Raw genomic sequence first — 14,309 nt, 5'->3', positions numbered from 1 at the left:
GCGGCTAGAGAGGCTGGTTGTCGTATTCGCAGGCCGAGCTGCAGCCGTCGCCGCTCGTGTTGTTCGCGTCGTCGCACTCCTCGTACAGGCTCTGCCGCACGCCGTCGCCGCAGTACGGCCCGTAGATGCACCCCGGCGCGCACTTGCCGTAGCCGCCGGTGTTGTTGCCGTCCCCGTCGTCGCACTGCTCGGGGCCGTTGACCACGCCGTCGCCGCAGCGCGGGCCGTAGACGCAGCTCGGGCCGCACTCGCCGTAGCCGCCGTCGTTCACGCCGTCGTCGCACTTCTCGCCGAGGTCGGCCTGCACCACCGAATCGCCGCACTGGGCACCCTTGCGGCAGTTCTCGCTGCAGCCGGTCGCCTCGTTCGGGGGATCGCACTGCTCGCCCCACTCCTCGTCGATGTGGCTGTCGCCGCACTGGGCCGCCGGCGTGCAGTCGGGGAAGCAGCTGCCGTAGAAGCCGTCGTTCACGCCGTCGTCGCAGGTCTCAGCGCCGTTGACGGCCGCATCGCCGCAGTACGGCCCGTACGAGCAGTGCTGCGTGCACCCGTTGTAAGCGCCGTTGTTGTCGGCCTCGCCGAGGTCGCAGTCCTCCTCGTCGGGCTGCACCACGCCGTCGCCGCAGCGCGGGCCGTAGAGGCACATCAGCGCGCACTCGCCGTAGCCGCCGTCGTTCACGCCGTCGTCGCACTCCTCGCCGTAGCTCGCCTGCACCACCGCGTCGCCGCAGAGCGCCCCGAGCTGGCAGCCCACGCAGTTCGGGTCGGCCGGGTCGTCGCACTCCTCACCCCACTCCTCGTCGACGTTGCCGTCGCCGCACCGCGGGGCGGGCGTGCAGTTCGGGTTGCACGTGCCGTAGAAGCCGTCGTTGCTGCCGTTGTCGCACTGCTCGGGGCCGTTCGTCGCGCCGTCGCCGCAGTACGGCCCGATCTCGCACTCGCGCGTGCAGCCGCCGTAGCCGTTCACCGTGTTGCCGGAGCCGAGGTCGCACGCCTCGTACGGCGCGTTGACCGCGCCGTCGCCGCACCGTGGCGGGGCCACGCACCCCGGCGCGCAGGCGTTCGAGGCGTTGGCGTACGCGCTGTTGTTGACCCCGTTGTCGCACGTCTCCGGGCCGTTCCTCTGGCCGTCGCCGCAGTACGGCCCGAGCTGGCAGTTGTTGCACTGGCCGTAGCCCGTCCCGTTCTCGCTGCCGTCGTCGCACTCCTCGCCCGGCGTCACGACCGGCTCGTCGACCCCGCACTGCGGCGAGCACACCGACGTGCCGGCGCTGAAGCCCGACAGCGTGAGCTGGTAGTTCGACCCGACGACGTGGCGCTCGGCCTGGAACACCGCGATCTCGTAGACCTTGCCCGGCTCGAGGTTCAGGTCGACCTCGTAGGGGGTGCGGGCGTCCGCCGGGCAGGCGTTCTGGGTGCACGGGGTCACGCGGGCGTCGCCGTTGTCCAGGATGGTCACGCTCTCCTGGAGCTGCCCGTGAATGCCGCCGATGTCCGCGGTCAGCGTGTTCTTGATGAACACCCAGACGTCGTCGTCACCGAAGAAGGTGAGCACCGGATCGGCCGCGGCGCCGTTCGGCGTGAACTGGAACCAGTACCGGACCTCGCTCGTGAAGTAGTAGTTGTGCGAGGGGTTGCTCTGCTGCGCCTTCTCCAGCCCGGCGGAGACCAGGTTGCTGAGCACGGGATCGCCATTCGGCGGGGTGGGGTCCACCGGCCAGAACGGGCTCCGCTGGTACACGTACCTGCCGGCCTGCGGGGTCAGCTCGATGGTGGTGACGAGCGTCCTATTGTACGTCGGGTTGTCCCGGTACCACCACTGGAAGTTGTTCTGCCCCGTGGTCCAGCCGTTCGCGTCGCTCGGCGTGACGAAGGCGGGGCCGAACCTGCTGACGGGCTTGCCGGCGGCGTCGAGCGTCGGCTGGACCATCTTGTCGATCTGATTGCCGCTGGGATCGATCTCGAAATCGAAGTGCCCGACGAGGGTGTCCGTCAGGTTGTTGTCGCACGCGGTGTTGCTGACGTTGCGGTCGTACGAGGTCGGGCACCAGCCGATGAAGTCGCGGATGACCATCGGCAGCCGCATCTCGGTGGGCTGAACGGTGCAGGCGTAGCCCGGCTCGATCGTGCACGTGGCGGAGCAGCCGTCGCCGCTCGCGGTGTTGCCGTCGTCGCACGCCTCGGTGGCGTCGCCGGGCAGGAGGATGCCGTCGCCGCACTTCGAGATGCACGCGCCGCCGCTGCAGTCCGGCTCGCCCTTGCAGTCCGGCGTGCAGAGGTCGCGCCAGTTGCCGTTGCCGTCGTCGCAGGCCTCGGTGCCCTCGCGGACGCCGTTGCCGCAGACGGAGTAGCCCGTGCAGTCCTGGGGCACGCCGCTCGTGCACACCCGCCCGGGCTCGATGCGGCACGTATCGTCGCAGCCGTCGCCCGAGACGAGATCGCCGTCGTCGCACTGCTCGGCGCCGCGCTTGCGCCCGTCGCCGCAGATGGTCTTGCAGGGGAACCCGACGCGCGAGCAGTCCCAGCCCACCTCGATCGTCTGGCAATCGGCGCTGCAGCCGTCGCCGCTCGCCGGGGGCTGCTTCCCGTCGTCGCACACCTCGGTGCCGCCGATCTTGCCGTCGCCGCACACGGGCGGCGGCGGCGGGGTGCAGCGCCCGCCCGCCGGCGGGCACGTCCAGCCGACCTCGATCTTGCACTGCGCGGTGCAGCCGTCGCCGCCCTCAGGGGACGTCCCCCCGCCGTCGTCGCACTGCTCGCCGAGCTGCACAACGCCGTCGCCGCAATAGGTCCTCACGGTGCAGGCCTGGCCGGGCTTGCAGACCCAGCCCTCCTCGAGCCGGCAGTCCGCGGTGCAGCCGTCGCCGCTCGCTGGCGGGTCGTCGCCGTCGTCGCACTGCTCGTTGCCGCTCACGCGGCCGTCGCCGCACAGGTAGAGCGGGATGCACGGCTCGCCCGGCTCGAGGCACACGTACGCCGGGTCCTTCACCTGGCAGTCGGCGGAGCAACCGTCGCCATCCGCGGCGTTGCCGTCGTCACAGAGCTCGCCCGGCTGCACCTTGCCGTCGCCGCACTCGATCAGCCGCACGCAGGGCGATCCGGGGGTCGGGCAGTTGTAATAGGGCTCCTGCCGGCACAGGCTCGAGCAGCCGTCGCCGCTCGCGGTGTTGCCGTCGTCGCACCCCTCGCCTGTCTCCTTGGCGCCGTTGCCGCAGACCGGCAGCCGTGTACACGGCTGATCGGGCCGGCTGCACTGGTAGCCCGCCTCGCGCTTGCAGTCCGCGCTGCAGCCGTCGCCGGACGCGGGCGGGTCGTCGCCGTCCTCGCACTCCTCCGAGCCGTTCACGCGGCCGTCGCCGCAGTCGTAGAGCAGGATGCACGGCTCGCCCGGCTTCGGGCACACGTACGAGGGGTCGACGTAGTAACAGTCGGCGCTGCAGCCGTCGCCGTCGACGTTGTTGCCATCGTCGCAGAACTCGCCGGGGTCGACGACGCCGTCGCCGCACGCGATGGTCAGCTCGCAAGGCTGACCGGCCGTCGGACACTCCCAGTAAGGCTCGACCTGGCACTGCCCAGAACAGCCGTCGCCCGGCAGCGTATTGCCGTCGTCGCAGGCCTCGGACGCCTGGTTCAGCGCCGCGTCCCCGCAGGCGGGGTCGGGAGGCAGGAAGCACTCGGGGGGCGGATCGTCGACCTCGCACGGGTCCGGCTCGCCGCCGCCGTTGCCGCCGAGGCCGATGCCGCTGCCCACCGTGAACTCGGGCTCACCGCCGGTGCCGCCGGCGCCGCCGACGCCAGGCGCGCCGCCGCCGGAGTTCGCGCCGCTCCCGGAGCCGGTCGCATCGCTCGTGGTCGCGCCGCCCCCGCCGCAAGCGACCGTGATCTGAAGCAATCCCACCGCCAAAGCCAGATAAGAAGTCCTTAAACCCACGGCCACCTCGATAACGCACGTTGCGCTCTTCCCGAGCAAACGGCGCTAGACACACTTTATCGTAAAAGTGCACCCCCGCTCCAGGCGAAATCGGCGGCGCTGCTGTGCTCGGCGCAGCGCTTCATCCTGCTCACCGCCGGTAGCCGACGTGGTTCTGCGCCTTGGTTCCGCGCCCAGGCGTCCACCTCGGTTCTGCACCTTGGTCTCGGCGCAAATTTCGATAATAATGTCTATTTCCACCGTGGCTTAACTCGGCTTCTGCCGACGAGCTCGCGGCTTGATGTCGAATCGAGCACGGCCGGAGTTCGATCTTGACATCGCCGGGCGCGCTGCGGATCAGGGCGGCGGCGAGGTTTACGCGGGCCAGCCGCCGCTCACCCGGCGATCACCATGATCTCGGTCGCCTTGATGAGCGCCTGCACCTGCTTGCCGACGGAGAGGCCGAGCTCCTTCGCCGCGTCGCTCGTGATGACCGCGACGAGCTCCGTGCCCCCCGGCCCCTCCATCACGACCTTGGCCATCACGTCGCCCACCACGAGCTCCGTGATCTTCCCGGGGATCTTGTTCCTGCCGCTGATCTGCATCTCCTGCCTCCTCCCGCGCGATCCTACCGCGGAGCGGCCGGGGCGCCGGCCCGCGCCGCGGCCCGGCGGGCGCCGCGGCAGCTCAGGCCGCCTGCGACTGCCCACCTCGGGGCGGACGCGACTGGCCGTCTCAGGCAGGCAGCGACTGCCCGTCGATCCGACCCGGCCTGCGCCGCGCGACCTCGATCCCCGAGATGCAGACGGCCAGCCACACGGTGCCTGCGGCGAACCCCGCGAGCACGTCGCTCAGGTAGTGCACGCCGAGGTACATGCGGCTGAAGCCCATCGCCACGGTCCAGCCGAGCGCGAGCGCGACGAGCACGAGGCGAGCGCGCAGCGTCCGGAGGAGCAGGAGGCCCAGGTACGAGAGCATGCCAAAGGCGACGAACGTGCCCATCGAGTGTCCGCTCGGGAAGCTCCACCCCGCGGCCACCGCGAGCGGATCGGCGAACGTCGGCCGCGGCCGGGCGAACAGGGCCTTGAGCGCGAAGTTGAGGAGACCTCCGCCGGCGAGCGCGAAGAGCCACCCGACCGCGAGGACCCGCCGGCCCCGCCTCAGCAGCGCCGCGGCCACGACGACCGCGAGCAGCGCGAGCGCCCAGAAGCTGCCGAGGAGGGTGAACGCGCGGAGCGCCGCCACGCCGGCGCGGCTCGACGACGCGTGGAGCGCGCGCGCGAGCGCGAGATCGACGTCCACGATCGGCTCGCCCTCGCGCACCCCCTCCGCGAGCGCGACGAACACGAGCGCGGCCATGCTGAGCACCAGCCCGAGGCCGAGGTGGATCACGAGGTACTCGGCCGCGGAGAGCTCGCGCAGCACCCTCGCGACCGCGGGGAACCGGGCCGAGAGGCGCTGCGTGGCCGGGTGCGCGGCCGCCGCGGCGTAGGCCCGGACGGCCCACGCCCACAGCGCCCGCGCGTGGCGGTCGGAGAAGCGCGCGACGGCGACGAGCCCGAGGAGCACCCCCACCGTTCCGATCAAGAGCAGCGCGAGCAGCAGCAAGGGCCGCGCGCCGACCGCCGAGGCCAGCTGCTCGGCGGGGAGGTCCAGCGCTTCCATGCCGGAGCTCTATAGCGGGGCGCATCTTCGTGCGCCACGGGCTCATCCCCGTCGTCCGGCTCGGTGCGGCGTACGTTCGATCTCGCTCAGGGGACGAGCGGCACGACGGCTTCCGGCGTCGCGAGATCGCTGATGTTGGCGACCCGGATCTCGTCCTCGGAGACGGAGTAGACGTAATCCTCCATGAAGACGCTCCGCTTCACGAACGACGTCGCGTTGCTCCACCAGCTCCCGCAGCTCGGGCCGTTTCCGTCCGCGCTCGCGTCGGGCAGCGGGTGGGGCACGCCGCCGACGGACGTGAAGCCCGCGCCGGTATCCACCTTGTAGACGAGCAGCCCGCTGAACGTCATCGTGTCGCCGAAGTCGCCGCCGCTCCCGCCCTCGCAGATGACCATGGGGATCCCGAGCAGCCCCCGCTGGGTGAAGTAGTTGAACGCGAGGTGGTTGGTCGCGGCGTCGCTCGCGGAGCCGCGCGTCCCGATCACCTCCTTGTGCGTGAGCGTCGGCGCGTCGAGGTCCGTCACGTCGAAGATCTGGAGCAGGATCCCCTGGAACCACGCGAAGTCGCCCTGGTCGTCGGCGTCGTAGCCGATGCTCATCACGTGCCCCTCGTCGATCATGTGCATGTAGGTCGAGAAGCCGGGGATCTTCAGCTCGCCGCGCACCCTCGGCGCCTCGGGATCCGAGAAGTCGATGGTGTAGAGCGGGTCGGTCTTCTTGAAGGTCACGACGAACCCGACGTCGCCGTAGAAGCGGGCGGATCGGATGTCCTCGCCGGGAGCGAGCTGGTCCACCATCCCCTTGACCACGAGCGCGCCGCCCTCCTGCTTCAGCGACGCGACGGTGTTGTGCGTGTCCGGATCGGGCAGGTGCCCGGTGGTGGTCGCGATGCGGAGATACCCCTCGTGCTCGCTGAGGGCGAACTGGTTGAGCACGCGCCCCTTCACGACGCCGCTCCCCAGGTACGCGCTCGGCGCCGCGCGCTCGCTCAGCGCGAACTTGTGGATGGTCGTCGCGTCCGGCGTCGTCTCGCCGTCGTCGTAGAACCAGCCGTACGTCTCGCCGTACTGGTGCCGGCTCGCCACGTAGAGCGAGTCCGCGGTCGCGTAGACGGCGCCGGGCCTGCCCACGATCGTCGTCTGGCCGAGCGCCTCGGTGCCGAGCTCGGTCGAGACGACCGAGAGGAAGCTCTGCCCGTCGCCCGTGTTCGACAGGTAGAAGTTCTCGCAGCTCGCGAACGGGGCGTCGCTCCTCGGGTGCGCCACGCCGTCCCGGTACAGCGTGTCCTCCACGGTGGGCAGCTGGATGTCGAGCGGGGCCGCGTCGATCACGGCGAGGTTCTTCTCCACGAGCTTGTCGTACGCGCTGTTCACGGCGGCCACCGTGGACGGGTTGACCCCCTGCTCGGACAGGGTGCAGACATCGATGCCCTCTGGCCAGGTAGAGAGTCCCTCCACCACCGGCTCGGGGGAGGCCACGACCGTGTGCACCGCGCTCCCAATGCGCCGGGCGTTGAGGAACGATCCGGAGAACTTCAGCGTCCGCACGACGGTCGGCGCCGTGAGATCGCTGATGTCGAGCTCGGTGACCAGGAGCGGCGTGCCGTCGCCCGTGAACTCGCAATCGTATCCGTACGTGCACTCACCGCCGTAATAAGGGAGCTCGCCGTCAGGCGACGAGGACGGGGACAGCGACGAGTACACGAGGGCGCGCTTCTCGTGGACGAAGAGCTTCTTCGGATCCCCCTCGATCGCGACCGACGCGACGCGGTGCGTGTCGGCGGCGGGCCACGCGTCGAAGATCTGGAATTGCCCGTGGGCCAGGATGTAGACGTGCTCTCCGTCGTTCTTGATGAAGTCGGCCTCGTCGACGTCCGCTTCCTGCGTGTTGGTCGTCGAATACTCCGTGGCAGCCCCGTCGTCGTCCCCCCCTGCCTCCTCGCCCGGCGCCGAGACGGGCCCTCCCGTGGAGGAGGAGGAGCCGGAGGAGGCGGATGCGACGACCCCGCCGTCCGCTCCGGACCAGTAGCACCCCTCCTCGAGCTGCTGCAGGGCGGACTTCCGCGCCACGTCGACCGACTTGATCATGTTCTGCTTCAGCCGTTCGCGAAGCAGCGCCTCGACATCATCACAGCTCGTCGCGGGCGTGAGGGCACTCTGTGCCAGGCCCGTCTCCGCGGGCCCGCCAGATCCGCCCGATCCGCTCGAGCAGGCAGCGAAGCCGGCGCCGAGCGCAAGCAGAGAAACAAGCGTACAACCCCTGTAGAATGATCGCATGTGAGTCTCCGTGTCCGTCTGTCGTTCGGATCGATGGACTCAGGAGAAGCACTCGACATGCCGAGACATTTTATTAGCAATTACCGGTAGATACAATCGACACCAGCTGGCACACGCCGGCACACACTGCGCCTGCGGCCTCATCGCGTCGAGTCGGCGCGCGGGCGCCGGAGGGCTCAGAGGAGGAAGAGGAACGCCGCGGTGACCAGGGGTGCGTAGACGACGAACGCGAGAAGCAGGAACCCGAGCAGCTCCTTGAACTCCACGCGTGCCACGGCGAGCAGCGGCAGCGCCCAGAACGGCTGCACGAGGTCGGTGGCCATATCGCCCCACGCGTAGGCCAGGACGACCTTGCGCGGCTCGACGCCGAGGTCGGAGGCTGCCTTGAGCAGGTAGGGCGCCTCGATGGCCCACTTCGAGCCGCCGGAGGGGACGAAGTAGTTCACGATGCCGCTGTACCAGTAGACGATCGCGGGGAACGTCTCCCGCGAGCTCAGGGCGACGAACGCCTCGCCGATGCGGTCGGTGAGGCCGGTGGCCTTGAAGATGCCGTAGATGCCCGCGTAGAGCGGGAACTGCAGGACGATGCCGTGAAGGACGCTGGCGGCCTCCTCGGAAGCCTTGATGAGGCGCGCCGGCGTGCCGTGCAGGAGGACGGCCAGGGTGAGGAAGATGAAGTTGACCGTGTTGATGTTGATGTTCCGCCAGCCGCTCCACAGCACGGTTGTCGCGTAGACAAGCCCCGCGGCGCCGAAGAGGAGGTTCAGCACGGGAGAAAAGTCGAGGAGGGACGCGAGCGACGGCGCGGCCGGCGGCGCGGGCGGGTCGAAGCGGCCAAAGCCCTCCACCACCTTCGGGTCGACTCTGACGGTGCGGTCGGGCGTCGGGTGGAGGAGCCCCGCGAGCAGCGTCATCACGGCGACGACCGAGAGGAGGAGCGCCAGGTTGAAGGCGGAGAGCAGCGTCTCGTCGATGGGGATGATACCGGTGGTCTTCTCGAGGAAGTGGCCCGGCGTGGCGACGAGGAGCGGCGCGGAGGCGGAGAACCCGGAGTGCCATGTCGCGCCCATGCCGAAGTACGCGCAGGCGACGAGGAGGCGGTAGTCCACGTCGGGCTGCCGGCGCACCACGAAGCGCACCAGCATGGCGGACGCCACGAGCGACAGGCCCCAGTTCAGGTACGACAGCGCCATGGAGACGAACGCCATCAGCATGACCGCGCGCCGCGGCGTGGCCGCGAGCGCGGCGATCTTCTCGAGCGCGGCGCGGACAGGGGCGGTGAGCGCCAGGAGATAGCCGCTGAACATCACGAGCGCCATCTGCATGGAGAACGAGAGCAGCTCCCAGAAGCCGCCGCCCCAGCCCTTCACGACCTCCATCGGTGCCGCGCCCGCCCACGTGAGCCCGAGCGCGAACGCGAGCAGCGTGAGCAGCACCGCGATGGCGAAGGCCGAGGGCACGTACCGCGCGCTGAATCGCCCCAGCGCGTCCGCGATGCGAACGAGGGTTTCCATGGGATCCTCCCCAGCCGGTCCGGTTTCCCTGCGGCGTAGCACGGGCGAGTGATGCTGTGGAAGCCCCCGCGCGCGGGGTCGGCTTGCGATGGGCCCGACGAGGGACCGGGCACGGGAGTGATGGAGTGCCTCCCAAGCTATGCGGATTCGACCTAATGCCGTTCCGGGACTTTCACCCTATAAATCATGGACACCTCCAGGCATCACATGACTTCTCTGGCACCGCGCGGTCAGAGCGCGCCGGCGTCGCAACCAGGGTCAGAGCGCCCCGACGGTCAGGCCGGCCCGCCGCGCCCAACCACGGTCATGCCGGCGCCGTCCCGGTCACCCCTCATCCGGTCACCCCTGATGTCGAGCACTGATGTCTCCGACGCATGCAGGGATGTTAGAATTATACCAAATAGCGACACAGTTGCAAAAACGCCACACCCTGCTAACCACACAGAGTCTGCATTTGCCGAAGTCCTCGCCTCTCCGCCCTCGGAGGCGCGGAGCCGGCAAGCTGGCGCTCGCTCGCGGCGAGAAAGGGGCACTCATGGGCTTTATACGACAGACGATCAAGCAACTCGCGACGCAGACGGTCCCCCGTCGCATGCTCCTGGAATGCGGGCCTTCCTCCCGCAGGCGCGCCCTCATCGCTGGACGTTACGGCCGGGGCGCCGCCGAGATAGCGCTGACGTTCGATGACGGCCCCCACCCCGAGCGCACCCCCCGACTCCTCGACTTGCTCGCCGAGCACGGGGTGCGCGCAACGTTCTTCGTCCTCGGCACCATGGCCCGGAGCCGCCCCGATCTTGTACGCCGGATGGTTGCAGACGGACACGAAATAGGCAACCACACCTACACGCACGTCTCGCTGGAGCATGCGTCTCCTCAGCTGCTGCGCGCGGAGGTGGGGACGACACGGGCGTTCCTCGAGGATCTCACCGGCCGCGCGTGCCCGCTGTTCCGTCCGCCCTGGGGGAAGGTCTCGGCGCGCGCGCTCTTCCAGCTCTGGAGCGATGGGCACACCGTGGTTCTCTGGAACGCCGACCCTCGCGACTACGCCATGAAATCTCCCGAAACCGCAGTTGCATGGGGTGCTCGATACAGGCCTCGCAGCGGGGACATCATCCTCCTTCACGACACATCAAGCGTCACCGGCGCGCTCGTCCACGAGCTCGTAAAGCATGCGAACGGGCGAAGCATCGAGTTCTCGTGGATCTCTCAGTACATCGCATGAATGTCTCATCATCAGGGGGGGAAACCATGCTCTTCGACAACAGCGTTCATTTTGATGTCACAGGACAGCACAGGCCAGCCAGCGACGCCGATGACGGGGCCGTTCTCCGTCGAGCAGCTGGGTACCGGCGGCTCTTGCTCATCAGCTACCACTTTCCGCCGGTCGGCGGAGCCGGGGTGCAGCGTCCGGTCAAGTTCGTGAAGTACCTGCGTCGCTTCGGCTGGGAGGCGAGCGTGCTCGTCGCGGCGAACCCATCAGCGCCGCTCTCCGACGAGAGCCTGCTGGGCGACATCCCGGCGGAGACGCACATCGAGCGAGCGAGGACGTGGGAGCCGAGCTACAGCATGAAGGCCAAGGTCGCGTCCGACACGACGAGTACGACGACCGCGAAAGGACCGCGCCGGCGCCTCGCCAGGGCGCTACGCGGAGCGGCCATGCTCGCGCTGCAGCCCGATCCGCAGGTGCTCTGGCTCCCCTCGGCGCTGCGCGCAGGCAGCCACCTCCTGCGCGGGATCCATCACGACGCCATCCTCGCGACCGCCCCGTCGTACTCGAACCTCGTCCTTGGAGCCCTGTTGAAGAAGCGCTTCGGGCTGCCGCTCGTCCTCGATTTCCGCGATGAATGGGACATCAGCCAACGTTACCTCGAGAACGCGCGCCAGAATGCCTTCTCCTTTGCCGTCCAGAGCAGGATGCAGCGCTATATCCTGCAGCAGGCCGACGCCCTCATCTGCACGACAAAGTCGAGCGCCCGGCGCCTTCAGGACCGCGCTCGCGAGGCGGGCAGCCACGCCGCGTCGACGTGCATCTACAACGGCTTCGACGAGGACGACTTCGCTCCTGGGCAGGCCGCGGCCGACATCGTCAAATCAGAGCCGAACACCTTCCGGCTCGTCTATACGGGCACGCTCTGGAATCTGACGAGCATCGAGCCGCTGATCGCAGCGATTGAGGTGCTCGACGCATCCGCGCCGGAACGGCTCGCGCAGCTGGAGCTCGTCATCGTGGGCAGGAGAACCGAGCAGCAGGAGAGGCTGCTCGACCGCGTCAAGAAGACGCGATGTCGCCTGCGCCTCGAGCCCTACTGCGACCACTCGCGCTCGATCGCCTGGATGAGATCCGCCGACGCGCTTTGCATGCTCCTGAGCGACGTCGAGAACGCACACCGCGTCGTGCCGGCGAAGATGTTCGAGTATCTCTCGCTCGGGAAGGGGATCCTCGCGATCGCCCCCGACGGCGAGGCGACCGACATCATCAAAGAGCATAAAGCGGGCTACCACTTCCAACCGTGCGACGTGCTCGGGATCGCGCGCTGGCTGCTCGATCGCATGCAGGGCGGGTGGCGCACGCTCCCGAACGACAACGCCGTCAAGATCGCGCAGTTCAGCAGGGCACGGCTCTGCGAGCAGCTCGTGCGCATCCTGGATCAGCTCCCGATGGCGCTGTGAGCCGCGCCGCTACGCGCGGCCCGGCGAGCGCCCGCAGATAGCCGCTGAACATCACGAGCGCCAGCTGCATGGAGCCATCTGCATGGGGAGCGAGAGCAGCTCCCAGAAGCCGCCGCCCCAGCCCTTCACAGCATCCATCGGCGCCGCGCCCGCCCACGTGAGCCTGAGCGCGAACGCGAGCAGCGTGAGCAGCACCGCGACGGCGAAGGCCGAGGGCACGTACCGCGCGCTGAATCGCCCCAGCGCATCCGCGATGCGAACGAGGGTTTCCATGGGATCCCCCGCAGCCGGTCCGGTCTCCCTGCGGCGCAGCACGGGCGAGCTATGCTGGGGAAGGCCTCGGACAAGGGAAGCCGGATCGAGTTGAGCCTGAGGAAGGAGCGATGGAGGAGCGATGAAGAAGCTGGAGCTCGCGTCGTATGCTGCGCAGGCCGCCCGCTGGCCCTCGGCGGGACGCCACATCCTCGCGCAGTTCGACGCCGAGACCATCGTGGTCTACCAGGCGTACCGTCCGTCGATCGCGCGCCACGCGGCCCTGCACCAGCGGCTCGGAGGGCCGGAGTTCAGCTTCGGCCGCATGAGCTGGATCAAGCCGAATTTCCTCTGGATGATGTTCCGCTCGGGCTGGGGCACGAAGCCCGACCAGGAGGCGGTGCTGGCCATCCGCATCCAGCGCGCGGGGTTCGACGCGATCCTGGCGGCCGCGGTGCCGTCGAGCTTCGTGCCCGAGCTGCACCCGAGCGAGGAGGCGTGGAAGAGCGATCTCCAGCGCTCGGACGTGCGGCTCCAGTGGGATCCGGACCACCATCCGTCGGGCGCGCCGGTCGCACGGAGGGCGATCCAGCTCGGTCTGCGGGGCGCGACGCTGCGGCGGTTCGCCGAGGAGTGGACGGTGGGCGCGGAGGACATCTCGGCGCTCGTGGCGGAGCAGAGGGAGGTGCTGCGCGGCCGGGGTGCCGGGCAGATCGAGATCCCGCGGGAAGAGGTGTATTGGCCGACAGCGGCGGAGGCAGCGAGGCGGGTTGGGATAGAGCGCTGGGGGGCGTAGCGGGACGACGAGCCCTGGCCATGGTAGCGGCGCTTCCCTACCTTCCTCGCCAATGGCTTCCAGCTCTCTCGGCTTCGCCGAGTCCCGCCAGCAGCGCATCGCCCACGTCCTGCTGTTCGTCACCCCGGCGCTGTTCACCACCAACATGCTGCTGGCGCGCGCCACGGCGGATTTCATCCCGCCCGTGGCGCTGGCGGAGCTTCGATGGATGGGCGTCGCGCTGGTGCTGCTCCCCTTCTGCGGCCGTGAATTGTGGCGCAACCGCGCCGCGCTACGGCGCAACTGGGCCCGATATGCCCTGCTCGGGCTGCTGGGCATGGGCATCTGCGGCGCCGGCGTCTATTACGGCGCCGCCACCACCACGGCCACCAATATCGGCCTGATTTACGCCGTCTCGCCGGTGATCATCATCCTGTTGTCGCGGGCCATGTTCGGAGAGCGGCTCAGCCGGCGCCAGGGCCTGGGCGCCGCGCTGGCGCTGACCGGCGTGCTGGTCATCGTGCTGCGCGGCGACCCGGCGGCGCTGCTGGCGCTCAGCTTCAGCACCGGTGACCTGATGATCCTTGGCGCCGCGATCTCCTGGGCGCTTTACACGGTGCTGCTGAAGCGATGGCCCGATCCGCTGGGGGTCCAGGCGCGGCTCACCGCGATCGCGCTGGCCGGGGCGATCCTCCTTTTGCCGCCGCTCGGCTGGGAGCTGGCCAGCCGCGGCGCGCCGCATTTCGACCTGCGCACCATCGCCACCGCGGTGACCCTGGTCCTGGTGCCAGGCGTCGGCGCCTATGCCACGTACAGCTATATCACCGAGCATCTCGGCCCCAGCCGCACTGGCCTGCTGCTCTACCTGTCGCCGGTCTATACCGCCGTGCTGGCGTGGCTGCTCCTCGGCGAGGCGTTTGCCCTCTACCATTGGCTCGGCGCGGCGCTCGTCTTGCCGGGCCTCTTCTTCGCCACCCACAAGCCGAAGGCGACCTGAATACCCCGCGCTTGGCGACCCGACCCCTGCCCGAGCGGCTGCGCTCGGCCGAGCTGCCGCCGCCCGGCGGCCCCGGGGGCCGCTCCCGCCGGCGCGCGCCCTGACGCGTCGCGCTCTCCATGATCTTGCCGTGCCCTCCATGATCTCGCGGATCTTGCGCGGCGCCCCCTCGTGCGCAGGTTCTCTCCCGGCGCCTGCGGGCTTCCGGTGCTGGGCTCGGCGCCTGCTTGACAGAATCCTCCAACAGCAC

At 69.4% G+C, this 14,309-nt stretch carries 10 protein-coding genes; 4 read left to right on the top strand and 6 right to left on the bottom strand.

Annotation, left to right across the window (positions count from 1 at the left end; translation table 11 throughout):
- Positions 1-4: 4 nt before the first annotated feature.
- The 5 genes from WMF12_RS47155 to WMF12_RS47135 all read right to left on the bottom strand — a co-directional run bounded on the left by WMF12_RS47155 (position 5) and on the right by WMF12_RS47135 (position 9,365).
- Positions 5-3,892, bottom strand: a complete 3,888-nt coding sequence (locus WMF12_RS47155) for a DUF4215 domain-containing protein (protein WP_437873963.1) — start codon at positions 3,890-3,892, stop codon at positions 5-7.
- Positions 3,893-4,305: 413 nt separating this feature from the next.
- Positions 4,306-4,515 (bottom strand): TOBE domain-containing protein, encoded by a 210-nt coding sequence (locus WMF12_RS47150; RefSeq protein WP_437743251.1) that lies wholly within the window; start codon positions 4,513-4,515, stop codon positions 4,306-4,308.
- Between the two features lie 130 nt (positions 4,516-4,645).
- A complete protein-coding gene (locus WMF12_RS47145; RefSeq protein ID WP_437743250.1) occupies positions 4,646-5,575 on the bottom strand; it encodes a phosphatase PAP2 family protein in 930 nt (309 codons plus the stop codon).
- 86 nt (positions 5,576-5,661) lie between these two features.
- Complete coding sequence (locus WMF12_RS47140) at positions 5,662-7,662, bottom strand: beta-propeller domain-containing protein (RefSeq protein ID WP_437856377.1); 2,001 nt, start codon at positions 7,660-7,662, stop codon at positions 5,662-5,664.
- Positions 7,663-8,027: 365 nt separating this feature from the next.
- Entirely contained in the window at positions 8,028-9,365 is a 1,338-nt protein-coding gene (locus tag WMF12_RS47135) for a short-chain fatty acid transporter (protein ID WP_437856363.1), read from the bottom strand.
- 454 nt (positions 9,366-9,819) lie between these two features.
- Here WMF12_RS47135 and WMF12_RS47130 point away from each other — a divergent pair, with 454 nt between their 5' ends.
- Together WMF12_RS47130 and WMF12_RS47125 are read left to right on the top strand one after the other, a co-directional pair.
- Positions 9,820-10,587, top strand: coding sequence for a polysaccharide deacetylase family protein (locus WMF12_RS47130; protein ID WP_437856358.1), 768 nt, complete (start codon positions 9,820-9,822; stop codon positions 10,585-10,587).
- A 134-nt stretch (positions 10,588-10,721) separates the two neighbouring features.
- Positions 10,722-12,035: a glycosyltransferase gene (locus WMF12_RS47125; RefSeq protein ID WP_437856348.1), complete on the top strand. Its 1,314-nt coding sequence runs from the start codon at positions 10,722-10,724 to the stop codon at positions 12,033-12,035.
- A 51-nt stretch (positions 12,036-12,086) separates the two neighbouring features.
- On the opposite strand, the gene WMF12_RS47120 is transcribed toward WMF12_RS47125, so the two are convergent.
- Positions 12,087-12,308, bottom strand: coding sequence for a TIGR00366 family protein (locus tag WMF12_RS47120; RefSeq protein ID WP_437856341.1), 222 nt, complete (start codon positions 12,306-12,308; stop codon positions 12,087-12,089).
- A 121-nt stretch (positions 12,309-12,429) separates the two neighbouring features.
- Between WMF12_RS47120 and WMF12_RS47115 the strand changes: the two genes are divergently transcribed.
- Entirely contained in the window at positions 12,430-13,083 is a 654-nt protein-coding gene (locus WMF12_RS47115) for a DUF4291 domain-containing protein (RefSeq protein WP_437856333.1), read from the top strand.
- Positions 13,084-13,135: 52 nt separating this feature from the next.
- A complete protein-coding gene (locus WMF12_RS47110; RefSeq protein ID WP_437856328.1) occupies positions 13,136-14,059 on the top strand; it encodes a DMT family transporter in 924 nt (307 codons plus the stop codon).
- Positions 14,060-14,309: the final 250 nt, after the last annotated feature.

Origin of the sequence: Sorangium sp. So ce363, from assembly GCF_051520435.1 — a bacterium.
Taxonomy (GTDB): domain Bacteria; phylum Myxococcota_A; class Polyangia; order Polyangiales; family Polyangiaceae; genus Sorangium; species Sorangium cellulosum_B.
The sequence above is the reverse complement of the archived record's forward strand: the minus strand, read 5'-3'. Positions and strand labels throughout refer to the sequence as shown.